21 protein-coding genes are annotated in these 23,608 nt (G+C 67.0%); 9 read left to right on the top strand and 12 right to left on the bottom strand.

Annotated features, from left to right (window positions below; translation table 11 throughout):
- A partial coding sequence (locus tag HPC46_RS12960) for a cadherin-like domain-containing protein (protein ID WP_179470366.1) occupies positions 1-3,401 on the top strand: 3,401 nt, incomplete at its 5' end.
- A 63-nt stretch (positions 3,402-3,464) separates the two neighbouring features.
- Here the strand turns inward: HPC46_RS12960 and HPC46_RS12955 are convergent.
- Entirely contained in the window at positions 3,465-4,616 is a 1,152-nt protein-coding gene (locus HPC46_RS12955) for an AI-2E family transporter (RefSeq protein WP_179470364.1), read from the bottom strand.
- A gap of 80 nt (positions 4,617-4,696) precedes the next feature.
- Between HPC46_RS12955 and HPC46_RS12950 the strand changes: the two genes are divergently transcribed.
- Together HPC46_RS12950 and HPC46_RS12945 are read left to right on the top strand one after the other, a co-directional pair.
- Positions 4,697-5,872 (top strand): lysylphosphatidylglycerol synthase transmembrane domain-containing protein, encoded by a 1,176-nt coding sequence (locus HPC46_RS12950; RefSeq protein WP_179470362.1) that lies wholly within the window; start codon positions 4,697-4,699, stop codon positions 5,870-5,872.
- 29 nt (positions 5,873-5,901) lie between these two features.
- A complete protein-coding gene (locus HPC46_RS12945) occupies positions 5,902-6,276 on the top strand; it encodes a DUF3054 domain-containing protein (RefSeq protein ID WP_179470360.1) in 375 nt (124 codons plus the stop codon).
- Here the strand turns inward: HPC46_RS12945 and HPC46_RS12940 are convergent.
- From HPC46_RS12940 to HPC46_RS12925, 4 genes are all read right to left on the bottom strand, one after another.
- On the bottom strand, positions 6,273-7,598 hold the full coding sequence (locus HPC46_RS12940) for a HAMP domain-containing sensor histidine kinase (RefSeq protein WP_179470358.1): 1,326 nt from the start codon (positions 7,596-7,598) through the stop codon (positions 6,273-6,275). The two genes, HPC46_RS12945 and HPC46_RS12940, sit on opposite strands and share 4 nt — an antisense overlap.
- Before the next feature lie 7 nt (positions 7,599-7,605).
- Positions 7,606-8,274: a response regulator transcription factor gene (locus HPC46_RS12935; protein ID WP_165934402.1), complete on the bottom strand. Its 669-nt coding sequence runs from the start codon at positions 8,272-8,274 to the stop codon at positions 7,606-7,608.
- Positions 8,275-8,331: 57 nt separating this feature from the next.
- Positions 8,332-8,700: a heme-binding protein gene (locus HPC46_RS12930; RefSeq protein ID WP_179470356.1), complete on the bottom strand. Its 369-nt coding sequence runs from the start codon at positions 8,698-8,700 to the stop codon at positions 8,332-8,334.
- Positions 8,701-8,867: 167 nt separating this feature from the next.
- The gene (locus HPC46_RS12925; protein ID WP_179470354.1) at positions 8,868-9,404 is read right to left on the bottom strand and encodes a hemophore; all 537 of its coding nucleotides are present in this window, start codon (positions 9,402-9,404) and stop codon (positions 8,868-8,870) included.
- A 265-nt stretch (positions 9,405-9,669) separates the two neighbouring features.
- On the opposite strand from HPC46_RS12925, the gene HPC46_RS12920 reads away from it, so the two are divergent.
- The 3 genes from HPC46_RS12920 to HPC46_RS12910 are packed head-to-tail and all read left to right on the top strand — an operon-like array spanning position 9,670 to position 13,526.
- Positions 9,670-12,609, top strand: a complete 2,940-nt coding sequence (locus tag HPC46_RS12920) for an MMPL family transporter (protein WP_179470352.1) — start codon at positions 9,670-9,672, stop codon at positions 12,607-12,609.
- A gap of 23 nt (positions 12,610-12,632) precedes the next feature.
- A complete protein-coding gene (locus HPC46_RS12915) occupies positions 12,633-13,100 on the top strand; it encodes an XRE family transcriptional regulator (protein ID WP_218894099.1) in 468 nt (155 codons plus the stop codon).
- A 6-nt stretch (positions 13,101-13,106) separates the two neighbouring features.
- The gene (locus HPC46_RS12910; protein WP_179470348.1) at positions 13,107-13,526 is read left to right on the top strand and encodes a CoA-binding protein; all 420 of its coding nucleotides are present in this window, start codon (positions 13,107-13,109) and stop codon (positions 13,524-13,526) included.
- On the opposite strand, the gene HPC46_RS12905 is transcribed toward HPC46_RS12910, so the two are convergent.
- A complete protein-coding gene (locus HPC46_RS12905; RefSeq protein ID WP_179470346.1) occupies positions 13,513-14,202 on the bottom strand; it encodes a hypothetical protein in 690 nt (229 codons plus the stop codon). The genes HPC46_RS12910 and HPC46_RS12905 overlap by 14 nt on opposite strands.
- Positions 14,199-14,795, bottom strand: a complete 597-nt coding sequence (locus HPC46_RS12900; RefSeq protein WP_179470344.1) for an Rv1363c family protein — start codon at positions 14,793-14,795, stop codon at positions 14,199-14,201. Before HPC46_RS12900 ends, HPC46_RS12905 begins: the two co-directional genes overlap by 4 nt.
- A gap of 67 nt (positions 14,796-14,862) precedes the next feature.
- Here HPC46_RS12900 and HPC46_RS12895 point away from each other — a divergent pair, with 67 nt between their 5' ends.
- From HPC46_RS12895 to HPC46_RS12885, 3 genes are all read left to right on the top strand, one after another.
- Positions 14,863-16,839, top strand: a complete 1,977-nt coding sequence (locus HPC46_RS12895; RefSeq protein ID WP_179470342.1) for a M13 family metallopeptidase — start codon at positions 14,863-14,865, stop codon at positions 16,837-16,839.
- Positions 16,840-16,844: 5 nt separating this feature from the next.
- A complete protein-coding gene (locus HPC46_RS12890) occupies positions 16,845-17,360 on the top strand; it encodes a nitroreductase family protein (protein WP_179470340.1) in 516 nt (171 codons plus the stop codon).
- Between the two features lie 93 nt (positions 17,361-17,453).
- On the top strand, positions 17,454-18,674 hold the full coding sequence (locus HPC46_RS12885) for an MFS transporter (RefSeq protein WP_179470338.1): 1,221 nt from the start codon (positions 17,454-17,456) through the stop codon (positions 18,672-18,674).
- On the opposite strand, the gene HPC46_RS12880 is transcribed toward HPC46_RS12885, so the two are convergent.
- From HPC46_RS12880 to HPC46_RS12860, 5 genes are all read right to left on the bottom strand, one after another.
- A complete protein-coding gene (locus tag HPC46_RS12880; RefSeq protein ID WP_179470336.1) occupies positions 18,640-20,091 on the bottom strand; it encodes an alpha/beta hydrolase in 1,452 nt (483 codons plus the stop codon). The two genes, HPC46_RS12885 and HPC46_RS12880, sit on opposite strands and share 35 nt — an antisense overlap.
- A gap of 55 nt (positions 20,092-20,146) precedes the next feature.
- Positions 20,147-21,217: a L,D-transpeptidase gene (locus tag HPC46_RS12875; RefSeq protein WP_179470334.1), complete on the bottom strand. Its 1,071-nt coding sequence runs from the start codon at positions 21,215-21,217 to the stop codon at positions 20,147-20,149.
- Between the two features lie 145 nt (positions 21,218-21,362).
- Positions 21,363-22,583, bottom strand: a complete 1,221-nt coding sequence (locus HPC46_RS12870) for an MFS transporter (protein ID WP_179470389.1) — start codon at positions 22,581-22,583, stop codon at positions 21,363-21,365.
- Between the two features lie 73 nt (positions 22,584-22,656).
- On the bottom strand, positions 22,657-22,947 hold the full coding sequence (gene ricR, locus HPC46_RS12865; RefSeq protein ID WP_005142609.1) for a copper-sensing transcriptional repressor RicR: 291 nt from the start codon (positions 22,945-22,947) through the stop codon (positions 22,657-22,659).
- A complete protein-coding gene (locus HPC46_RS12860) occupies positions 22,948-23,541 on the bottom strand; it encodes a DUF305 domain-containing protein (protein ID WP_179470332.1) in 594 nt (197 codons plus the stop codon). It abuts the gene before it with no gap.
- Positions 23,542-23,608: the final 67 nt, after the last annotated feature.

The following is a 23,608-nucleotide window of genomic DNA, read 5'->3' as shown; positions in this document are numbered from 1 at the left end:
GTGCAGAACTCGCCAGGGAACGGTCCATCGCCGACATCAACATGTCGGTCGGGTGGGTTCCGGGGGTGGGGACCGCCATCAATGCCATGAGCCTGGCGTCGGATTTCCTCGACTTCACCCTCGCGGCGCTGCGTGGCGATGCCGCTGATATGCGCGATGAGATCGGTGACATGGTCATCGATGTCGTCGGGATGATTCCGGTCGTCGGCGGACCCTTGGCCGCGACGATCCACCGCGCGACGGTGCCGGTCGTGCCCCAACCCAACCACGCCCCCAATGCCGTCGACGACAGCTTCACGACGAACGAGAACACACAACTGACCGGCAATGTGCTGACCAACGACACCGACCCCGACGGTGACACCCTGACTGCCGCCGTAGACACTGCACCCAGCCACGGCGGCCTCACGCTCAACACCAACGGATCGTTCACCTACACACCGGCTGAAAACTATTACGGGACTGATACTTTCAGCTACATCGTCACCGACGGTGAGGGTGGCACCGCGGTGGGCACCGCCACCATCACCGTCAACTACGTGGCGCCGCCGCCCGTCGTCGACCAGCAGCACCCCTACACGATCGACGCAACTGACCCCGATACCGGCCAAATCAGTGGGCATTTCAACGTCACCCACGACAAGCCGGTGACCTACCACGTGACCACTGCACCGGAACCCGCATTGGGCGCGTTCGAGCTGGACGAGACCACCGGGGCGTGGACGTTCACTCCGAATCCGCGCACCCGAGTCCTCGCCGGCTACTTCGATCCGAATTCGGCTGCTGCAGTGAAGCTTACGTTCGCCGTCACGGTCACCGACGGTACGGCCAGTACGGCCCCGATCGTCGTGGATGAACACATCGGGGGCGCCGACCGTGCCGAGTTCGCGCTGCCGGCCGGGACGACGCCGATATGGTCGTTCGTCGATTCCCGCACCGGCGACGCTTATGTGTTCGGCTACACCGGGAACATTTGGGGTACGCCCGACGAGCAATCGTTCTCCTACATCGCGGCCATCGTCCATGCCGACGGCACCTACGGCACCCCGGCGGGCAACCAGTCCGTGGGCATGGTGTACCAGACGTTGACCATTGGCGAGACCACCTATCTGATGACGGCCACCGGCGATTGGGATGCCGGCTACGTGACCCGCATTTCGGAGATCCGACCCGAAGGACTGACACCGGTCGGGGGCCCGATACCGGGACTTGATCTGCAAGCTCTGGGCGATAGCTCGTTACCCGCGTTTATTGTCGCCGGCGAGGTTACGTACCTCATCACAACGAACACCAAGAGTCAGACGACATATCTGACGGCGCTGGGGACCGACGGCTCCCTGCAGACGACATCCATTTCCGGGTCGCTGACCAAACAGCCAATCACAGTTGGTGATACCACCTATCTGCTGACAGTCAGCGGTGATTACGAAACCGGCTACGAGACCCACATCGCAGCCCTGAGTCCCGACGGGGTGACGTCGTACGCCGTGCCCGTGCCAGGCCGTGGTTATCGTGACCCGATCATTGTCGGCGAAACGGCCTACATTGTGACGGAGACAGGCGATTACGAATCCGGCTACGAGACCCACGTCGCGGCACTGGGGCCTGGCGGCGTGACGCCGGCGATGTCGATTTCTGGTGCGGTAGAACGTGATCCGATCGTGATCGGCGAAACCACCTACCTGATAACGCAGACAGGCGATTACCAATCCGGCTACGAGACCCACGTCATGGCGCTGGGTCCCGACGGAGCGACGCCGGCGATGTCGATTTCTGGTGCGGTAGAACGCGATCCGATCGTGGTCGACGATGCCACCTACCTCCTGATGACCCCGTATTCACGCATCGTGACCCACGTATTGGCGTTGACACCCACCGGGGCGATACCCGTGGGATCCATTCCCGGTGTGCTCAGCGGCGATCCGGTCACCGTCGGCGGCACCACGTACTTGCTGTCGAACACGGGCGACAGCGACAGTGCAACTTGGCAGACGTGGTCGACGACTTTGACACCGACACTTGGCGGCATAACGCTGGTCGGCGAACCGATTCCGGGACATCTGTCCGCAAATGGTCATCCGATCGTCCTCGGTGACACCACCTACGTGATAACCGAAACCTGGAATTCCTCGGTCGGATATCAGAGCTATCTGACCGCATTGGGGGAGGACGGCCTGGCGACGGTAGGCGCGGGCGTCCTCGGTTTCGTGGCCTTCGACCCCGTTGTCGTGGTCGGCGACACCACTTACCTGACGACGAGGGTGGCGTACTACTACGTCGCCGATTGGACCTACGCCTACACCCGGACCTTGCTGTCAGCGATCGAGCCCGGCGGCCTCACCCCCGGTCCTGACCCGATTCCCGGATACCCGAGCAGTGATCCGATCGTCATCGGAGACACCACGTACCTGGTGATGGAGGAACACGATCCCCCGACCGGCTACCGGACCTACCTGATGGCGGTCACGCCGGACGGCGTTACTCCGGCTGGTGATCCCATCCCGGGCCGGGTTGCCTCCGACACTGATTTCCCGGTGATCACCGTCGGCGACACCACCTATCTGGTGACACAGACCGGCGATCACGACACTGGTTACCAGACCCACCTGACGGGACTGAGTCCCGACGGGGTCATACCGGCGAGTAGTCCCATCCCCGGTCGGGTGAACTCCGCCAACGATTTTCGGCTGATCGCCGTTGGTGACACTACCTATCTGGTGACACAGACCGGCGACGACGACACTGGTTACCAGACCCACCTGACGGCGCTGGGTCCAGACGGGGTGACACCGACAGCTGTCGTCATCCCCGGCCGTGCGGATGACATCAATGGCCACACATTCCCACTGATCGTCGTCGGCGAAAGCACCTACCTGGTGACACAGACCGGCGGGTACGACACCGTCAAGAGCTACTTCACGGCATTGGGACCTGCTGGGGTGATCGGTCCTTCCGATCCGATCCCTGGTGAAGTCGGTTGGTGGCCCGGCGAGCCGATGGACGACTCGGTCTTCGTCGTCGGTGACACCACATATGTCGTGGTAGTCGAAATGGTGGAATACGCTGAAAACTCGTATACCAACGGCAATGCCCATCTCATGGCATTGACCCCCACAGGCGTCGTCCAAGTCGGCGACGACGCGTTGCCGGGCGGCGATACGTCGGTGACCACCGTCGGCGGCACCACCTATCTCGTGATGGTGGCGGGCGATGCTGACTCCGGCTACCAGACCTACCTGTTAGCGATGACGCCCGAGGATCCCACGCCGGCCGTCAACGCATTCCCCGGACTGTCGTTCCTGCCCAACCCAATCGTCGGGATCGGGGATACCACATATGTGCTTACCACCGGCGGCATGTGGGCGATCGACGTCGACGGCGGCGACGCCAGCAACCTGTAATCGAGTCAGACGTGAGAGCGAAGAATCCGCCGAATCTTCGCTCTCAGTACTGGATCAATGCACCTAGTCCTCGCGTTTTGGCGGCACGACGTCAGGTTCGGCATTGATGACGACGGCGTCGTCCCGCGCCTCGAGTTCGGCCGCCTCTTCAGCCGGGTCCTCGGCCAGTAACACGCGGAAGGCGCTGTTGAGGAATGCGACCAACGGCACCGACAAGAGCGCACCGACGATGCCGGCCAGCACGCCGCCGCCTGCGATCGCCAGCACGATCGCCAGCGGGTGGATCGACACCGCGCGACCCATCACCAGCGGTTGCAGGACGTGGGCTTCCAGTTGCTGGACCGCGATGATCAGCCCGAGCGTGATCAGGGCGTACACAACACCCTTCGCCAACAGCGCCACCACCACGGCGAGGAAGCCGGTGATGATCGCGCCGACCAGCGGAATGAACGCGCCGAGAAAGACCAGCGAGGCCAGCGGCAGCGCCAGCGGGATGCCCATGATCGCGAGCCCGGTGCCGATGCCGACGGCATCGACGAGCGCTACCAGGAAGGTCGCCCGCACGTAGCCGATCAGCGAGCCGAATCCGGCCCGACCGGCGTCTCGCACCCGTTCCCGAGCTGAGGACGGGACGATTTTGGTGACGAAGCCATAGATGTTGCGCCCGCCATGCAACAAGAAGATGAGCGTGAAGAACACCAGCAACGCGCCCGTGACGATCTCGGTCAGCGTAGCGGCAGTGGACAGTGCGCCGGTGGTCAGCTTCTCCTGGTTATCGCGCAGCGCGGTGATCGCGGAGTTGCCGGCGTTGTCGATCTGTTCCCGGCTCAGATGCGCCGGCCCTTCGATGAGCCACTTGCGCAGATTGTCGATGCTGTGGGTGACCTGCTCCACCAAGCTTGGCAGGCCCGAAACAAATTGGCTGACAACAAAAGTCAGGATCCCGCCGAAGAGCGCGAAGCCGGCGAGCAGCACCAGCGCAACCGCGCCACCGCGGGGTGCGCCGCGGCGGTCGAGCCAGTCGACGGCCGGCAGCAGCAATGCCGCCAGCATGGTCGCCAGGGCGACAGGTACGACGATCACCTGCAGATGCTGCACGACCCACAACAACGCTACGACGAACGTCCCGATCACCAGCAGGCGCCAACACCACGCTGCGGTTTTGCGGACCAGGGGGGAGACGGATTCGTCGTCCGAAGCTCGGGTCGCCGGCATGCGGCCAAGCGTAACCGGCACAGGCGGACATCCCGCGCCGAACACCGTCGGTACCAGCCTGCACGGTTACGCTGATCTGCGTGTCCCACGACGCGTCGGTCAACACCGCCCGCGAGGAACACGACCCACCGGCGCGCGGGAAGTGGTGGTGGGTCCGCTGGGCGGTGCTCGGCGTCGCTCTGATTGTGCTGGCCGTCGAGGCCACTCTGGTGTGGGATCAGCTGGCGAAAGCCTGGAAAAGCCTGATCACGGCCAATATGTGGTGGGTGCTGGCCGCGATCGCCGCGGCCATGCTGTCGATGCACAGCTTCGCCCAGATCCAGCGGACACTATTGCGATCGGCCGGCGTCGTGGTCCACCAGTGGCGCTCCGAGGCGGCCTTCTATGCCGGCAACGCGCTGAGCACCACGATGCCCGGCGGTCCGGTGCTCTCGGCCACCTTCGTCTACCGGCAGCAGCGGCTCTGGGGCGCATCGCCGGTGGTGGCTTCCTGGCAGCTGGTGATGTCGGGGGCGCTGCAGGTCGTCGGGCTCGCGTTGTTGGGCCTCGGGGGCGCATTCCTGTTGGGCGCCAAGAACAATCCGTTCTCGCTGTTGTTCACCCTCGGCGGGTTCATCGCACTGCTGCTGCTCGCTCAGGCGGTGGCCACTCGGCCCGAACTCATCGACGGTATCGGCGTCAAGGTGCTGGGCTGGGTCAACTCCGCACGCGGCAAGCCCGCCGATACCGGCCTGCACAAGTGGCGCGAGACGCTCAACCAACTCGAATCGGTCAGTCTGAGCCGGCGCACCCTCGGGGTTGCGTTCAGCTGGTCGTTCTTCAACTGGGTGTGCGACGTCGCCTGCCTGGCATTCGCTGCCTACGCCGCCGGGGGCAAACCGTCGCTGGCGGGGCTGACCGTCGCCTACGCAGCCGCCCGCGCGGTCGGGTCGATCCCGCTGATGCCCGGTGGCCTGCTGGTGGTCGAGGCCGTCCTGGTCCCCGGTCTGGTGTCCAGCGGGATGGCGCTGCCCGCCGCGATCTCCGCGATGCTGATCTACCGGCTGGTGAGCTGGATCTTCATCTCGACGATCGGCTGGGTGGTGTTCTTCTTCATGTTCCGGACCGAGGGCGCGCTCGACCCCGACGCGGTCGCCGCGGAGATCGCCGAAGCCGAGGCTGAGGCCAGCGGCGAACCGACCGGCGATCCCGCCGACACCGCACTGCAGGGCCCGGTGCCACCACCTTGCCCCGGCGACGACGACATCAGGGACTGACGCGCCCGCGACTGTGCTTGGATCCGAACATGGCAGTTCGTACCGACACCCGGCCGGCAGCTCTCGCGCTCGCCGGTGACATCGTCTGCGTCCTGGTGTTCTGCGCGCTCGGGCGACGCAGCCACGCCGAGGGACTGACGCTCGCCGGAATCGCCGAGACTGCGTGGCCGTTCCTGTCCGGCACGGCGCTCGGCTGGTTGGTCTCCCGAGGCTGGCGAGCGCCGACAGCAATCGCACCCACCGGGGTGATCGTGTGGATTTCCACCGTGGTGGTCGGAATGTTGTTGCGCAAAGCCAGTTCTCAGGGAGTTGCAGTCAGCTTCATCATCGTCGCGTCGCTGGTGACCGCCCTACTGCTGTTGGGCTGGCGCGGGGTCGCCGCGCTGATCCGCAAGCGCGGCTAGACCTGCGCGGGCGGCAACACGGGCTCGGGGAAGGCCGCCACCGTCAGAACCGCACGCAACCCGCCGAGCGGGCCGTCGGAGAGCTCGATGTCACCGCCGTGCAGCGCCGCCTGCTGCGCCACCAGCGCCAGCCCCAGACCTGATCCGCCGGCTGTGGCGGTGCTGCCGCGGGCGAAGCGCCCCAACACCTTTCGATGCTCCTCGGCGGGCAAGCCACGGCCGTTGTCGTCGACGGTGATCGCCAGCACCGACTCGTAGCGCCGAGCGCGCAGGACGATCCGGGTGGCCTCGCCGTGCGTGATCGCGTTACGGACCAAATTGTCCACCGCCAGCCGCAGGCCCGCCGGCCAACCCCATACCGTGCCCGCCTCGTCGGCCTCCACGATGATCTCGACTTGACCCGAACGTACGTTCTCCCGCGCCACCCGGTCGAGCATCTCGGCGACGTCGATCGACTCACGGTCCTCGGCTCGGGCCAACTGCCCGGATGCCAACTGCCCCAACGCGGTGATGATCGCCTCGACGCGCCGTTGCGCGCGGGACAGGTCACCGACCACCTCCTCGCGCTCCTCGGGCGGTAGGTCGTGAATGCGCAGAGTGTCCAGGTCGGCCCGCATCGCGGTCAACGGCGTTCGCAGTTCGTGGGCGGCGTTGGCCGCGAAATCCTGAGCAGCCTGGAGCGAATTCGTCGTCGCCGCTTGGGCGTCCGCCAGCCTGTGGAGCATCGCGACCATCGCCTCGGAGAGGTCCTCGGCTTCGGCGGCACCGTAGACCGGCTCCAACTTGTCGCTGCCTTTGCCAAGCCGCCTGGTCTGCTCGGTCAGCCGCAGCAGTGGGCGGATCGCCGGCCCGGCCAATATCCAGCCAAGAGTCGCCGCGATCATCACGGCCAGGCACACGATGAACACGTAGAGCGGAATCCGCGCACGGCTCAGCAGAATGCTGTCGGCGCGGATACCGATCGAGACCAGGATGCCGCCGGACTGATCGACATTCACCGTGCGCACCCGGTAGTCGACGCTGTTGACGGTGACCGTCGCGGTTCCCGGCGGCAGCGGCGGCAACTGGAAGCCACGCTGGAACACGACTTGGCCGGTCGAGCGCGAACGTCCGGTCGTCAGCACCCGGCTCGGATCGCGCAGCTGCTCGGGAAACATGCTCGCGTCGACGATCGAGTCCAGTCGCCGATCCAGCTGCGCATTGTCGTTGTTGGCCAGCACCGTCCACGTCAGAAGGGCCAGCAGGGCGACCACCACGGCAGCGGCCAGCGCTGCGGCCAGGGCGACCCGGACTCGCAGGGAGAGGCTACGGCCCGACGTCACGACCGACTCACGGCTCCGACCGCAGCACGTAACCGATTCCACGCACGGTGTGGATCACGCGCGGCACGCCTTCGCGCTCCAGTTTTCGGCGTAGATAACTGATGAACACATCGGCCACGTTGGTGTCGACCTCAAAGTCGTAGCCCCACACCAATTCCAGGAGGCGCTGCCGGGACAGCACCACACCGGAGTTCTCGGCCAGCACCGCCAGCAGATCGAACTCCCGCTTGGTCAGCTCGACCCGGTCTCCGTTGACGAACACCAGCCGCCGGGCGGTGTCGATCGTGAGCGGTCCGATGGTGACGGCGTCCGAACCCTCGTGCGAGCTTGCCGCCCGGCGGAGCAGCGCGTGCAGCCGAGCCACCAGCTCGCCCAAGTCGAAGGGCTTGGTCAGATAATCGTCGGCACCGGCCTCCAGACCGGCGATGCGGTCGTTGACCGTGTCGCGCGCCGACAGCACGCAGATGGGGATGTCATTCCCGAGCGCACGCAGGGCGGTCACCACCGCCACACCGTCGAGCTCCGGCATTTGAACGTCGAGTACCAACGCGTCGTGGTTCTCGTTCGCCAAGAGCCGCAAGGCTTCCTTGCCGGTCGCCGCCACCCGGACGTCGAACCCCGAATGCCGCAAACCGCGTGCGACCGAAGTCCGGACATCCGGGTCGTCATCGACCATCAGGACGGTGCGGCCGGCGCCTTCCTGCGCGGGCTGCTGTCCTACCCGCACTGCGAGTTAGGAGACAGGAACGTCTGGGGCGCTGCCGCAGCGGTTCTTGAGGTCGACCAGCGGCTGGCGGATGCCCTGCAGCTCGGCCTTCACTGTCGGGTTGTAGTCCAGGTACTGCTTCACCTCGGACCGGATGGTGTCACGCGGTGCACCCTCCAGACCGGTGAAGAACGCGTTGACATCAGGATGCGTGAACAGGTAGGCCGACGTCGCGGCGGACACACCCGCGGCGACCCCGGCAAGGTCAGCAGCGGTGCAGTTCGGGGGCGGGTCGGCGAGCGCGGACGGGGCGCCAACCAGGATCGCGCCGGCGACAGCGCCCGTCCCGATCACTCCGGCGACCGCGCGACGGGCCAGACGGGCATTAACCAACATGCTCGGACTCCTTAAGCGTAGGGAGAAGCGATGCCAGTAACCGCTACTGACAGGAGAAAGCTAAGCAGAATTGCTGCAGACTTTCGCGCCTTGAGCTTAACCAATCGTGAGAATGTTCCGACGCGGCTGGTCAGAGCCCCTTCTCCGGGCTTTCGGTGCCGCGTCGATCAGCGCGTGGTGAACGAGGTCGGCCCAGGCAGCGGACCGCTGCCCAGCGGAGTCTGGGTACCGGCGATCTGCTGCGCGGTCGTCACCCCCGGCAGTGTGCCCGGCGCCGCCCCGGGCAGCCCGCCCGTCTGCGCCGCCTGCAGCAGACCGAGCAGCTGCGGCAGGCTCACCGGCAGCGCGCACTGGGTGGACAGACTCGTCAGCGGCTGCTGGATGGTCTGCAGGTCCTTGGCCGCATCGGGGTGGGCGTCGAAGTAGCTCTTCAGCGCCACCACGGTCTGCGGGCCGGCCTGCTGCTGGGAGATCGTCGTCAGCGCCCGATTGGTCTGCGGGTGGCCGTCCAGATACGTCCCGGTGTTGGTGGCGACCGTGCCGACGGTCTTGGCGATCTGGCTGGCCGCGCACGGGTCCGGTGCAGCGGTCGCCGGAGTCGATGACAGCGCGAGCGCGACCGCACTCCCGGTTGCCGTGGCGGCCAGCACCGCGCACAGGCCGCGGCGTAATACCGCAGTCGTCGATCCGGAGGACACAGACATGGGACTCCTCGGGTTCGCTGAAAGCCAAGCCGCGCCGCAGCAACGCTGCGACCCGGCTAATTCCCCGACCCGGTGCACGGTCGACCGACATCCTGCCATCGGCAGGATGTCGGCTGCCACTCGAACGTGGGTAACGAGGACCTGATCAGCAGGTCTCAATCCAGCTAAGACCGCCAATCACGGCAGGTCACCGCACAGCTATCTGAGGTACGCTCGCAGCCAAATAGCCCGGGGAGAATGCGGGGAGATCGCCATCCAGCAGTTCATGATGCGTCTGTCCAGCAACCTGCGCAGATTCCGCTGGCTGGTTTTCTCGTGCTGGCTGCTGGCACTCGTGCCGTCCGTCTATCTGGCTCTGACCCAGTCCAACCACCTGACCGGCGGTGGCTTCGACGTGGCCGGCTCACAGTCGCTGCACGTGCAATACCAACTCGAGGACCATTACCCCGAGCAGGGCGCCTCCCCCCTCGCGCTGGTCGCCGCGCCCAGAGCCGACGCCAGCTACGAAGACATGAACGCCGCCGTCGCCAGGTTGGAGCAGGTGGCAAAGGACACTCCGAGTGTCGTGATCGTCCCCAACCCGGCCCAGCCCGCGCCTGCCCCGGACAAGCCCTACGTGGTGTCGCTGCGGTTGGATTTCCACAACACCGGCGCCGTGGACGTGGCGCGCCAGCTCCGCCAGAAGATCGGTGTCACCGGCGATCAGCCCGGCCAGATCGAGAACGGCAGGGTACGGCTGTACGTCATCGGTCAGGGCGCCCTCGGCGCGGCCGCCCAGACCACCACCAAGCACGACATCGCCGAGGCCGAACGCTGGAACCTTCCGATCGTCCTGATTGTCTTGCTCGCGGTGTTCGGCTCGCTGGCGGCCGCCGCGGTCCCGCTGATGCTCGGAGTGTGCACCGTCGTCGTGACGATGGGCGTGGTCTATCTGTTGTCCACCGTCACTCAGATGTCGGTGTTCGTCACATCGACGGTGTCGATGTTCGGTATCGCATTGGCCGTCGACTATTCACTGTTCATCCTCATGCGGTTCCGCGAGGAACTACGGGCGGGCCGCGATCCACACCAGGCAGCTGACGCCGCGATGGCGACCTCGGGTTTGGCCGTGCTGTTGTCGGGCCTGACCGTGATCGCCTCGCTGACCGGCATCTACCTCATCAACACACCCGTGCTGCGCTCGATGGCCACCGGCGCGATCCTGGCGGTCGCGATCGCGGTGCTGACATCGACCACGCTGACGCCGGCCGTGCTGGCCACCTTCGGGCGGTCGGTGGCCAAACGCTCGCCGCTGCTGCAGTGGTCTCGGCGCGCGGAGGCCACGCAGTCCCGGTTCTGGACCCGCTGGGTCAGCGAGGTCATGCGCCGGCCGTGGCTGTCGGCGACGGTGGCGACGCTGGTCCTGTTGCTCATGGCCGCGCCCGCGTTTTCGATGATGCTCGGCAACAGCATGCAACGGCAGTTCAAGTCGTCCCACGAGATCCGCGGCGGCGTGGCGGCGGCGGCGCAAGCGCTCGGTCCCGGCGCGCTGGGCCCGGTGCGCGTGCTGGTCACGTTCCCCAAGGGTGGCGCGTCCGACCCCGCGAACGCCCCTGCGCTCGAGGCCATCAGCACCGAGATGGCCAAGGCACCCGACGTCGTATCGGTGTCCAAGCCGGTATTCGCCGACAACAACGGCAGCGCCTTGCTGTCTGCCGTGCTGTCGGTGGACCCCGAGGACATCGGCGCGCGCAACTCCATCGACTGGATGCGCGCGCACTTGCCGGCGCTCCCGGCCGCGAACGGCACGCAGGTGGACGTCGGTGGACCGACTGCGTTGATCAAGGACTTCGACGATCGGGTATCGGCGACCCAGCCGCTGGTATTCGTGTTCGTCGCGCTGATCGCGTTCGTGATGCTGCTCATCTCCGTGAGGTCGGTCTTCCTGGCGCTCAAGGGTGTGCTGATGACGGTGCTGTCCGTCGCGGCCGCCTACGGCAGCCTGGTGATGGTCTTCCAGTGGGGCTGGCTGGAGGGCCTCGGCTTCGAGAAGATCACCTCGATCGACAGCACGATCCCGCCGCTGGTGCTGGCCATGACGTTCGGCCTGTCGATGGACTATGAAATCTTCCTGCTGACCCGGATCCGGGAGCGCTACCTGCAGGCCGGCGACACCCGCGATGCCGTCGCCTACGGGGTTTCCACCAGCGCCCGAACCATCACCAGCGCCGCCCTGATCATGATCGCGGTGTTCACCGGGTTCGCGTTCGCCGGCATGCCGTTGGTCGCCGAGCTCGGTGTGGCCTGCGCGGTGGCAATCGCGGTGGACGCGACCATCGTTCGGCTCGTCCTGGTGCCGGCCCTGATGGCGATGTTCGATCAGTGGAACTGGTGGCTGCCCTCGTGGCTGGCTCGCATCCTGCCGTCGGTGGACTTCGAGAAGCCGTTGCCCAAGGTCGACCTCGGCGACCTTGTCGTCATCCCGGACGACATCTCCGCGCTGGTGCCGCCGAGCGCGGATCTGAAGATGGTGGTCAAGGGTGCGGCCCGGTTGAAGAACTTGGCGCCCGACGCCGTCAGCGTGGCCGACCCGCTGGCGTTCACCGGTTGCAGCGAACTCACCGGCAAGGTCAAGGGCAGCGACGACGCCAGGGCACAGCCCATGCGCGTCGGGGCGGGCAGTACCGCGACGGTCAAGCTGATCAGGGGCTATCGCAGCGCGCGGATGACCGCGCCGCGGCCGGTGCACCCGGTGACGATGTGGCGCGGTCGGCTGGCCATCGCACTGGACGCCCTGGAAACCGGAGCCGACCTGGCCGATCCGTCGGTCGAACGGCTCAGCCCGGTGGAGACCACCAACGTCCAATTGCCGACCGGCGACCGGCTACAGATCCCGACCTGCGCCGAGACGCTGCGGATGCAGGCGTATCTGGTCATGTGCCGTAACCAACGGTCGGACTTCGCGGAGTTCGCCGACCTGGTGAATGTGATGGATACCGAAGCAGCTGCGGTGGTACTCGGCGGCATGGACCGGTATTACTGTTCTGGACAATCTAAGCGACAATGGGTGACAACCCAGTTGGTGCGGCGGCTTGCCGACCCCGACCCGTCCGACGTCGACCACGACGACGTCCGGTGGGCGGGACCGGAGGGGGCCGCCGAATGGGAGCGGATCAGGCAGCGTTGCCTTGCGGTGGCGGTGGCGATCCTGGAGGAGGCGAGGTGACCGTGGCTGCGGATCGCGATGCCATGCCCGCGCCGGCCACGCAGTCCTACGCCGACAGCCGCCCCGTTGAATTCTGGCCGACGGCCTCGATCCGGGACGCACTGGAAACCGGCGACATCACCGTGTGGCAGCGCATCGTCGTGGCCATCAAGCGTGATCCCTACGGCCGCACCGCCCGCCAGGTCGAGGAAGTGCTGGAGCACTCGCAGCCCTACGGCATCTCCAAGGCGCTGTCCGAGGTCCTGGTCCGGTCGCGCGCTCACCTGGAAGCCAACGAACGCGCCGAGGCCGCCCGACACGTACGGCTGCTGCTCGACCGGTCCGGTCTGGCGGTGCAGGAGTTCGCCTCCCGCATCGGCGTGGTCCAGGCGGACCTGGCCGCCTACCTCGACGGGGAGGTCAGCCCGCCCGCGTCGCTGATGATCCGGATGCGCAGGCTCTCGGACCGGTTCGCCAAGATGCGCGCCCAGCGCGCGTCCGGCGGAGAATAGCCGCCCGTGGGCCAGGATTCGACTGAGCTACAACAGATTCTGCGTGATACCCGCACCGTCGCAGTGGTGGGCGCGTCGGATAATCCGGCCCGGCCCAGCAACGAGGTGTACCACTACCTGGCCGAGCACAGCCATTTCCAGCTCTATCCGGTGAACCCGAACATCAGCGACATCGACGGGACAGCGGTCTATCCGTCACTGGCTGACCTGCCCGTCGTGCCGGACATGGTCGACGTCTTCCGCCGCTACGACGACCTGCCCGCAGTGCTCGCCGAAACCCTCGCCCTGAATCCGCGGCCCAAATATCTGTGGCTGCAACAGGGTTTGTGGCACGACGAGGTTGGCGAGCAGGCGAAGGCAGCCGGTCTACGCGTTGTGATGGACCGCTGCCTGAAGGTCGACTACGCCCGGCTCATCGGGCGTTGATCGGCGAGATGTCGAGGACGACCCACCGATCGTCCTGTTTGGCCAGCCCCACCCGCAGGGCCAGGACGGCGGTGCTCGGCTGCTGACCGGGCTGGCTCTGGGTCCCCCGCATCACCACCGCGACGCTGGCCGCCGAGGGACCGAGCGCTTCCAGGCCCGCCGACATGGCCTGGGCCGTCGCGGAGATGTTCTTTTTTGCCAAATCCGAAGTGGCCTTGCCGAATTCACTTTTGAAGGCGCCCGCCCGCTCCGGCGCCATGAATGACGCGGCCTTGTCGATCGACGACGTGGGATCGGCCGGCGTGAAGGTGGCGGTAGCCTCGGAGACCGCGGTGGCGATGCGCACCACTTCCGCTGAGTCGCGGGTGAATTCCTGATCCGGCAGCGTCCATTCGGTGTAGCCCACGACGACGGCGGCCACCGCTGCCGCGGTGGCCAGTCCGACCACCGCCAGGCGCAGCCCGGGCCCGTCGTCGTCGGTGCCGACGGTCACCGAATCACGCCGGTACAGAACGAAATTGACGACGATGCCCTCGACGATGAGCAGGCACAGCATCGAGCACGCCGACACCCACCACAGCGGCCAGCCGAGTACCACCCCGATCCCGAGCAGGGCCGCCGCGGCGGCCACCGGTGCGGCGACGTCGAAGGCCAGCACCCGGGCGAGGTTCCTCATCGCAGCGACTCCAGCCGCGAGATCATCAGCTTGCCGTCCACATCGGAGACGCCCAGGCGCAGGTTCCAGCGCACGGTGGCAGGCTTGTCGCCGGCGTTCTCGCTGACCGAGGTGGCGATGACCAGGACGGTGTCGGTGCGCCGGGCCAGTTCTGGTGGCAGCGCGGCAGGCGGCTGCGAACGCTGCCCCGCTGGCACGTCGAGATCGTGGTGGACCAATTCGAACGACACCGAGTCGATCTGCCCGGTGGTGCGCGCCTTCAGCGTCCGGACCACCTCGCGGTAGGGCGTGATCGCGGCTTCGAAGTCGGAGTTGAGTTGCCCGACGGTGCCGTCGTGCAGCTTCTGCAGGCTGGCATCGACATTGTCGACGTTCATATTGATCAGCACACCGGTCCAGTCGGCAGCCGCGCTCATCACTCGGGTTTGATACGCGCGCTCATCGGTGGCATTGCGGTGTCCGGACCAGATCAGCGTGCCCAGTACGACGGCGACCACACACACCAGGCCGAGGGCCGCTGAGGCGATGCCGTAGGCAGAGAACACCCGGGTGGGCGTCTCGTGCTGGTCCTGGTCCTCGTCGGCCTGAGGCATGAAGGGCAGGCTACCGGGCTGCCCTGGGGCCGGACGCCGCGGTCTGGCCTCTGGTAAGGATGGTTGGGTGACGGTAGAAGCACTGCGCTCGGGTATCGACCTCTCCCACGTCGAGGGAGAGGTTCGCCCGCAAGATGACCTGTTCGGCCACGTCAACGGACGCTGGCTGACCGAATACACCATCCCCGGGGACCGGGCCACCGACGGTGCGTTTCGCACCTTGTACGACCGGGCCGAGGAGCAGGTTCGCGAGCTGATCACTGGCGCCGCCGGGGAGGCAGGCACGGACGAGCAGCGCATCGGCGACCTGTACGCCAGCTTCCTGGACGAAGCCGCCGTCGAGCGTCGCGGTGTACAGCCGCTGCTCGACGAGCTGGCCGTCGTCGACTCCGCGGCCGACCCGGATGCGCTGGCCGCGGTGGTCGGCGCGCTGCAGCGCACGGGCGTGGGCGGCGGCGTCGGGCTCTACATCGACACCGACTCGAAGAACTCCTCGCGTTATCTGCTCCACGCCACGCAGTCTGGGCTGGGTCTGCCCGACGAGTCGTACTACCGCGACGAGCAGCACGCCGCGATCCTGGCCGCCTACCCCGCCCACATCGCCGCGATGTTCGCCCTGGTGTTGGGTGGCACGGCCGACGAGCACACCGAACGGGCCGCGCGGATCGTCGCGCTGGAGGCCAAACTGGCCGCCGCCCATTGGGATGTGGTCAAGCGTCGCGACGCCGACTTGACCTACAACCTGCGCGCGTTCACCGATCTCTCGACTGAAGCACCCGGCTTCGACTGGGCGAGCTGGATCGTCGCACAGGGCACCACGCCCGACGTGGTGTCCGAACTGGTTGTGCGCCAGCCTGATTACCTGACCGCGTTCGCCGAACTGTGGTCGAGCCACGACTTCGCCGACTGGCAGGACTGGGCACGCTGGCGGCTGATCCACGGTCGCGCGGCCGTGCTGACCGACGCCCTGGTCGCCGAAGATTTCGCCTTCTACGGCCGCACATTGTCGGGCACCGAGCAGATCCGTGACCGCTGGAAGCGCGCGGTGTCGCTGGTGGAGAGCCTGATGGGCGACGCGGTCGGGCGGCTGTACGTCGAGCGGCACTTCCCGCCGGATGCCAAGGCCCGCATGGACGTTCTCGTCGACAACCTGCGTGAGGCCTACCGGGTCAGCATCAACGACCTGGAGTGGATGACGCCGGCCACCCGAAAGCGCGCACTGGCCAAGCTGGACAAGTTCACCGCCAAGATCGGCTACCCCGCCAGGTGGCGAGACTATTCGACGCTGGTGATCGATCGAAACGATCTGTACGGCAATGTCATTCGTGGCAACGAAGTGGCCCACGATCGGGAGCTGGCCAAGCTGGGCGGGCCGGTCGATCGGGACGAATGGTTCATGACCCCGCAGACGGTCAACGCCTATTACAACCCCGGCATGAACGAGATCGTGTTCCCCGCCGCGATCCTGCAGCCGCCGTTCTTCGATGCCGAAGCCGACGACGCGGCGAACTACGGCGGGATCGGCGCGGTGATCGGCCACGAGATCGGCCACGGATTCGACGACCAGGGCGCCAAATACGACGGTGACGGCAATCTCGTCGACTGGTGGACCGACGAGGACCGTGCCGAGTTCGGCGTGCGCACCAAGGCGCTGATCGAGCAGTACGAGGCGTTCGTCCCACGCGGGCTCGATCCGTCCCATCACGTCAACGGTGCGTTCACCGTCGGGGAGAACATCGGCGACCTCGGCGGGTTGTCCATCGCACTGCTGGCCTACGAGCTGTCGCTGGACGGCAAGGAAGCTCCGGTGATCGACGGGCTGACCGGCCGGCAGCGGGTGTTCTTCGGATGGGCCCAGGTGTGGCGCACGAAATCGCGTGAAGCCGAAGCCATTCGGCGACTGGCGACCGACCCGCACTCACCGCCGGAGTTCCGCTGCAACGGCGTCATCCGCAACATGGACGCCTTCTACGATGCGTTCGACGTCGGCGCCGACGACGAGCTGTACCTGGAACCCGATCGGCGCGTCCGGATCTGGAGCTGACGATCGTGGATGCCTGGGATGCCATCCGGGCGCGGCGCAATGTGCGCAGCTACACCACCACGCCGATCCCCGAGGCCGATATCGATAGGGTTCTCGAGGCCGGCTGGCGCAGCCCGTCGGCCCGCAACAACCAGCACTGGGATTTCGTGATCGTCACTGATCACGAAGTGCTGCAAGAGCTTTCCACGGTGTGGATGGGGGCGGGCCATATCGCCGGAGCGCAAGCGGCGATCGCCCTTGTGATTCCCGAGCCACCCGACGAGCGCAGCAAGCTCATGGACCAGTACGACCTGGGACAGGCGACGATGGCGATGGCGATCGCGGCCACCGAACTGGGCATCGGCACCGGCCATTCGGCCATCGGCGATCAGGACAAGGCGCGCGCGATCCTCGGTGTGCCCGGCGACCACCTGGTCGCCTACCTGCTCGGGCTCGGCTATCCCGCCGACCGGCCGCTCGCGCCGATTCGTCAACCGAGCCGGCGCCCATTCGACGAGGTCGTGCACCGGGGCAGCTGGTAGGGGCCGCGACTCGGCAGGAATGCTGCCGGTTCACCCATGGTTGTGTCCTCTCGGACGAGTTCGATAGCTGTCACACAATCCGGGAGTTCCCACATGGCGTGCCTCGAGGGCCAGCCCAGCCAGGTCGCCGCTCAACGCTGGGCCTATCCACTGCTGCTCGTGCTCAGTGGGGTCGCGCTGGGAGTCTCCGGGCTGCCCGCGCCGCTCTACGGCATCTACGAAGCCAACTGGCATCTCACGCCGCTGGCCACCACCGTCGTCTTCGCGGTGTACGCCTTCGCGGCGCTGGCCGCGGTCCTGGTGTCCGGCCGGATCTCCGACGTCGTGGGGCGCAAACCCGTCCTGCTCGGCGCGCTGATCGCGTTGATCGTCGGCCTGGGTATCTTCCTGATCGCCGACAGCATCGAGATGCTGCTGCTGGCCCGCACCATCCACGGCGCCGCCGTCGGCTCGATCGTGGTGGCCGCCGCAGCAGCCCTTCTGGACCTGAGGCCACACCACGGCGTGCGCTCCGGACAGCTCAGCGGTGTCAGCTTCAACATCGGCATGACCGTCGCGATCGTCGGTTCTTCGCTGCTGGCCCAGTACGTCGCGCACCCGCTGCGCACTCCGTACGCCGTGGTCGCGGTGGTGTGCGCCGTCGTCGGCGTCGGCGTGGTGGCCCTGCGGGAAACCCATTCCGGCCGCACTGGCGGACGGATCCGGATCAGTAAACCGGCTGTGCCGCAGGAGATTCGGGACGATTTCTGGTTCGCAGCGCTCGGCGCGATGGCGTCGTGGTCAGTGCTGGGTGTGTTGCTGTCGCTGTATCCGTCGCTGGCCGCGCAGCAGACCCACGTGCACAACCTGGTGTTCGGCGGCGGGGTCGTCGGGGTCACGGCGTTCTCGGCGGCGATGGCCCAACTGGTGGCCACCCGCGTGCCGGCGCGACGCTCGGCGGTGATCGGCGACATCGGCATGGCCGCGGCACTGCTGTTGACGATTCCCGTTCTGCTCACCCACCGCTGGCCGTTGGTGTTCGCGGCGGCCGCACTGCTCGGCGCGACGTTCGGGCTCGGCTTCGGCGGCTCACTGCGCCACCTGTCCGACGTGGTGCCCGCCGACAAGCGCGGCGAGACGATGTCGGCGTTCTACCTCCTGGCGTACACCGCGATGGCGCTGCCCACGATCGCCGCAGGCTGGGCCGCTACCCGCTGGCCACTGGCGCAGGTGTTCCCGTGGTTCGCCGCGATCGTCGCGCTGGCCTGTGTGGCCGCCGCGGCGGTCGGTGCAGCAGGCCTCAGGCGGGCGAATCCGACGCCCCGGGCGTCTTGATCTGAGCGGCCAGCCACGGCAGCGCATCGGAGAACGCCCGCTGCGCGAACTGCCAGGTGTGGAAGCTGATGATGCGGTGCACCGAGCAGCTGATATCGACCTTCTGCGCGGTCGCGCACAGATCGTCGGCCGCACCGGCCTCGTCGGAATCCCGGACGTCGTCGTGCCCGCCGAAGCCCGCGGGTGCGTCCGACTGCGGCCGGTGCCCGCCTTTGCCGTAGGGCGATGCGGTGTTGGTCGGAGTGACGGTGTCCTCGAACCAGCCCGCAACCCCTTGATACGGACCGTGTTTGCGCATGACAGTCTGCGGGTCGAACTGGTCCCAGGCCGCGGCGTCGCCGCCGTAGAGGCGGCTGATGGTCTGGTCTTTGGTGCCGGCCGTGGGGCCGTGGTCGCCGGCGATGTCCTCGAAGGTGCTGAACAGCTCCGGATGCATGACGGTCAGGTCGATGGCGCAGGTTCCGCCCATCGACCAGCCCACCACCGCCCAGTTGGCCGCCTGGTCGGACGCGCCGAAATGGTCGACCACGAAAGGCCGCACGTCCTTGGTCAGGTGGTCGGCCGAGTCGCCGCGCGGACCGTTGACGCATTCGGTGTCGTTGTTGAAGCTGCCGCCGGTGTCGACGAACACGAAGATCGGCGCCTGGCCGGCATGGCTTTGGGCGTACCCGTCGATGATGGGCATCGCGTCGCCCGTGCGGATCCAGTCCGCGGGCGTGTTGAATTCACCCGCGACCATCATTATGACCGGTAGCCGCGGCGGGGTGGGCCCCGCGAACCAGGCCGGCGGCAGATAGACGTACTCGCTGCGGTGGTTGAATCCGCTTGCATCGGAGGGAATGTCGACCTCGACCAGCTTGCCGGTGGTCTGCACGGTGTTCCGCAGGCCGGGCAGGTCGGCGGCATCGATCTGGTTCGGCAGCGGACCGGCGGTCAGAGCACCCCACGCGGTCTGCACGCTGGGGTAGTAGCCCACCCACTTGTTGACCGCGAGCAGCGCCGTCACCAACGTCAACGGAATCGCCAGCACCGCGACACCCCGTCGCCACCAAGAGTTCCCGCGCCAGCCCAGCACTGCCACCGCGACCCCGCCGCTGAAAACGCCGATCCAGACCCACAGATAGAACGGTGCCGGGTCCGACGCCAGGCCTTCGGCGTTGACGTATGTGCGCGCCGCGAACGCGCCCAGCACCCCGATCACAACGCAGACCGGCAGCCACACCAGCCACCAGCGCCGGGTCCTGCGCCAGCCGATGGCCCCGAGCAGTGCTACTACCGCAACGATCTCGAGAGTCAATGGCAACCAGCCGCCCAGCAGGGAGACCCCGTGGGCGTATTGGTGCAAGTCGGGCGCGGGCAGCTGCGGCAGGGGTGCCGATGGCGCGGGCGACGGTGTCGGCGTTGGAGATGGCGGCACGGACCCCATTGTGAGGGGCGTTGCTGTGCCTACGCTTTGAGCTTGCCGGGTCCGGCTAAGCCAGCTGCCATTGCCAGTCGTCGGCGCCGTCGGGCTTGTTGTACAAACCCACCGAGTTCTTGACCACGATCGGGTCACCGCTGCCGAAGTTGTCGAAGAACCACTTCGCGTTGTCCGGGGACAGGTTGATGCAGCCGTGGCTGACGTTGCGCTTACCCTGATCGGCCACCGACCACGGCGCACTGTGCACGAACGCCCCGCTGTTGTCGATGCGCACGGCCCATTGCACTTTGAGCTTGTACCCCTCGGGCGAGTTCACCGGAACGCCATAGGTGGACGAATCCATCACGATGTCCGGGAACTTCTCCAGCACGTAATAGGTCCCGTTCTTGGTCTCGTGCTTGCCGTCCGGCTTGCCCATCGACACCGGGAAGGTCTTCTCCACCTTGCCGTTTCGGGTGACGGTCATCTGATGGGTCTTGTCGTCGATGGTGGCCACCAGGGCTTCGCCGACGCGGAAGCTGGACTTGGCCCCGCTGGCATCGATGTTGACTATCGCGCCCGCCGGCCAGAAAGCGTAGGGACGCCAGCGCACCTGGGTGTCCGTGGTCCAGTAGAACGCACCGGGGACGGGCGGCACCGACGAGATGTGGATCGCCGACTCGGCCAGCGGCCGGTTGGCGATCGGCCGGGCGAAGTTGATGATGATCGGCTTGGCCACACCGACCATGGAGCCGTTGACCGGATTGAAGGACGGCGGCGCGAACACCGGGTCACCGGTGTAGGGCAGCGGGTTCTGGCCCTTGACCGGACCCGCGGCCGCCGCGGCCGCCTGCGCAGCGGCCAGCGGATCGGCCGGCGGCGGTGCAAGCGGATCAGCCGGCGGCGCAGGGGGCGCAAACGGATCGGGTGCCGGAGCCGGCGGCGGGAAGGCCGCCGGATCGGCCGGCGGCGGCGCAAACGGATCGGGCGGCGGCACCTGAGCCGGCGGCACGTCGACGATGCCGGGGTCGGCGGGGGCAAGGTCCGGATCGGCCAGCGCTGATCCACTGCCGAGACTGATTCCGGCGGCCACTCCGACCACGCACAACGTGGCGGCGATCGCCCCCCTCATCCGCAGCGTCATAACCAAAACTCCCTCGATACCGACTCGGACCCAGTCTGGCATAACACGCTGGGCGCGCCTGGAGAGTTCATTCGCCAGCGAACCTGGCCGCGAACCCCGTCAGCGCTCTGAACTGTGCAGATAGTCGGACGGAAGGTGACAAGCGTTACTTTTCGCTGGTAGCCGGGCCAAGAGCGAACAGGCCTCGGCTGAACACCACGCAGACCAACGCGGCCAGCATCAGCGCGGCCGAGGCGGTGATCATCGTCGCCACTCCGGCACGTTGATAGAGCACGCCGCCGGTCAGCGATCCGGCCATGATGCCGACCTGGAACATCGCCACATAGAGGCCCGAGGCGCCGTCGGGGTCTTCCGGGGAGTGCCGCATCGCAGCGGCCTGCAACATCGGCGGCATCGCATTGGCCGTCGCTCCCCACAGCACGATCGCCGCCGCCCCCGACACGGACGCGGCCACGACATGCCAGTCGGCGAAGCCCAGCACCGCCAGCACCGCGAACGCCAGCGACGAGCCCGTCAGGCAGCCCACGACGGCAGCCTTCGGTCTGCGGTCCCCAGGCCTGGCCAACAACGCCATCCCGGTCAGCCCCGCCACCCCGTAAGCGGCCAGCAGCCAGGCCTGATGGGCGCCGTGCACGCCGACCACATCGCGAATGATGACAACGATGAACGTGTAGGAGATGAAATGCGCGGTCACGCCGACCAGAGTCAACGCGCACAGCACCACCAGCGGCCGGTTGCGGTGGTGCCCGCCGCGGCGGGGCCGGACACCGTCGACCGCGCCCCCCATCGCCATCACGGGCAGCGCGATCCGGGCGGCCACCAGCACGACCACCGACGCGACGGTGATCGCGCCGACCGCCGGCCGCCACCCCCACAGCGCGCTCATCGCCGCGGTCAGCGGGCTGCCCACCACCAGGGCCAGCCCGGTGCCGACATAGACAGCCATGGTGGCGCGGCCGGCATAGCTGGGCGGTACCAGGCGCGCGCCGATCGGGGCGATCACCGACCACATCAGGCCATGGGTGACCGCGCACAACACCCTGCCGACGGCCAGCACCGCGAACGTCGGGGCGAGTGCGGAGATCAGTTGGGACACGACCAGGCAGGCCAACGTCCACAGCAGAGTGCGCCGGCGCGGCCAGGCCGCCGTCCAGCGCACCAGCGGCATCGTCGCCACCGCGGCCACCAGCGCATAGCTGGCCAGCAGGGTGCCGACCATGGCCTCGCTGACGTCCAGGTCGCGCGCAATGGCGGGCAACGCACCGACCGGCATGATCTCGGCGGTGACATAGATGAACGCCGCCGCGGCAAGCACGGCCAACGCCGCGGCGACCCTCGGTGTCCACGGGCCGGTGCGGATCGCCACTGTGGGCACGCGCCCACGGTATCGGCTGGTTAGGCCAAACAGGCAGACATCGCCCGGCGTTGCACGGGCCGTGTCAGGAGCGAACCAGCCGGGCGATCGCGGCCGAGGCCTCGGCCAGCTTCTTGTCGGCCTCCTCGCCACCCTCGGCGACCGCGTGGCTGACGCAGTGCCCGAGGTGCTCGTCCAGCAGGCCGAGTGCCACCGACTGCAACGCGCTGTTGACGGCGCTGATCTGGGTCAGCACGTCGATGCAGTACTTGTCCTCGTCGATCATCTTGGCGATGCCGCGGACCTGACCCTCGATTCGGCGAAGCCGCTTGGCGTAGTTGTCTTTGCGCGCCGAATATCCATGTGCGCCAGTCATTTACCCTCCCAGCATCTGCTTCATCTGGTCGATCTCGGCCTGCTGCGCGGTGACCATGTTGTTGGCCATCGCCTTCATGTCGACGCTCTGCCCGTTGGCGATCTCCGCCTTGGCCATCTCGATGGCGCCCTGGTGGTGGCCGATCATCGCCTGCAACCACAGTGTGTCGAACTCAGGCCCGTTCAGCGACTTGAGCTTGGCCATCGTCGCGTCGTCGACCATGCCCTGCATTCCGGCGCCGTGACCGTCGTGGTCGCCCGTCGCGTTGGGATCGACGTCCCACTGCAGCAGTAGCGCCTTCATCGCGTTGATCTCCGGCTGCTGCTCGGCCGAAATGGTCGATGCCAGTGTGAGCACCGCCTGGTTGGTGGAATGCTCCGAGGCCAGTCCGGCCAGCTCAACGGCCTGTTCGTGGTGCGGGATCATCATCTGCGCGAACATGATGTCGTCGGCGTTGTGCGCGGCCACCGTCGAACTGGTGGTAGTGGCGGCGGCGCGCTGGCTGTGGTCCTCGGACTTGCTACAGGACGAGACGACGACGGCGGTGGCCAGGGCTGCGGTGACCGCGACGATGCGGACGGGCGTGGACATCATGAGCCCACCGTACCCGAATACCCCTCGGGGGTATCAAAAGAATTTGGTGGGTCCCCACGACCACGGC

Source organism: Mycolicibacterium vinylchloridicum (assembly GCF_013404075.1).
GTDB lineage: Bacteria > Actinomycetota > Actinomycetes > Mycobacteriales > Mycobacteriaceae > Mycobacterium > Mycobacterium vinylchloridicum.
The sequence above is the reverse complement of the archived record's forward strand: the minus strand, read 5'-3'. Positions and strand labels throughout refer to the sequence as shown.

Excerpts from the sequence above, each read along its gene's own strand:
- HPC46_RS12955 (WP_179470364.1), bottom strand. The coding sequence starts at position 4,616 with ATGCCGGCGACCCGAGCTTCGGACGACGAATCCGTCTCCCCCCTGGTC.
- HPC46_RS12945 (WP_179470360.1), top strand. The coding sequence starts at position 5,902 with ATGGCAGTTCGTACCGACACCCGGCCGGCAGCTCTCGCGCTCGCCGGT.
- HPC46_RS12935 (WP_165934402.1), bottom strand. The coding sequence starts at position 8,274 with ATGGTCGATGACGACCCGGATGTCCGGACTTCGGTCGCACGCGGTTTG.
- HPC46_RS12930 (WP_179470356.1), bottom strand. The coding sequence starts at position 8,700 with ATGTTGGTTAATGCCCGTCTGGCCCGTCGCGCGGTCGCCGGAGTGATC.
- HPC46_RS12925 (WP_179470354.1), bottom strand. The coding sequence starts at position 9,404 with ATGTCTGTGTCCTCCGGATCGACGACTGCGGTATTACGCCGCGGCCTG.
- HPC46_RS12920 (WP_179470352.1), top strand. The coding sequence starts at position 9,670 with ATGATGCGTCTGTCCAGCAACCTGCGCAGATTCCGCTGGCTGGTTTTC.
- HPC46_RS12915 (WP_218894099.1), top strand. The coding sequence starts at position 12,633 with ATGCCCGCGCCGGCCACGCAGTCCTACGCCGACAGCCGCCCCGTTGAA.
- HPC46_RS12905 (WP_179470346.1), bottom strand. The coding sequence starts at position 14,202 with ATGAGGAACCTCGCCCGGGTGCTGGCCTTCGACGTCGCCGCACCGGTG.
- HPC46_RS12900 (WP_179470344.1), bottom strand. The coding sequence starts at position 14,795 with ATGCCTCAGGCCGACGAGGACCAGGACCAGCACGAGACGCCCACCCGG.
- HPC46_RS12885 (WP_179470338.1), top strand. The coding sequence starts at position 17,454 with ATGGCGTGCCTCGAGGGCCAGCCCAGCCAGGTCGCCGCTCAACGCTGG.
- HPC46_RS12875 (WP_179470334.1), bottom strand. The coding sequence starts at position 21,217 with ATGACGCTGCGGATGAGGGGGGCGATCGCCGCCACGTTGTGCGTGGTC.
- ricR (WP_005142609.1), bottom strand. The coding sequence starts at position 22,947 with ATGACTGGCGCACATGGATATTCGGCGCGCAAAGACAACTACGCCAAG.
- HPC46_RS12860 (WP_179470332.1), bottom strand. The coding sequence starts at position 23,541 with ATGATGTCCACGCCCGTCCGCATCGTCGCGGTCACCGCAGCCCTGGCC.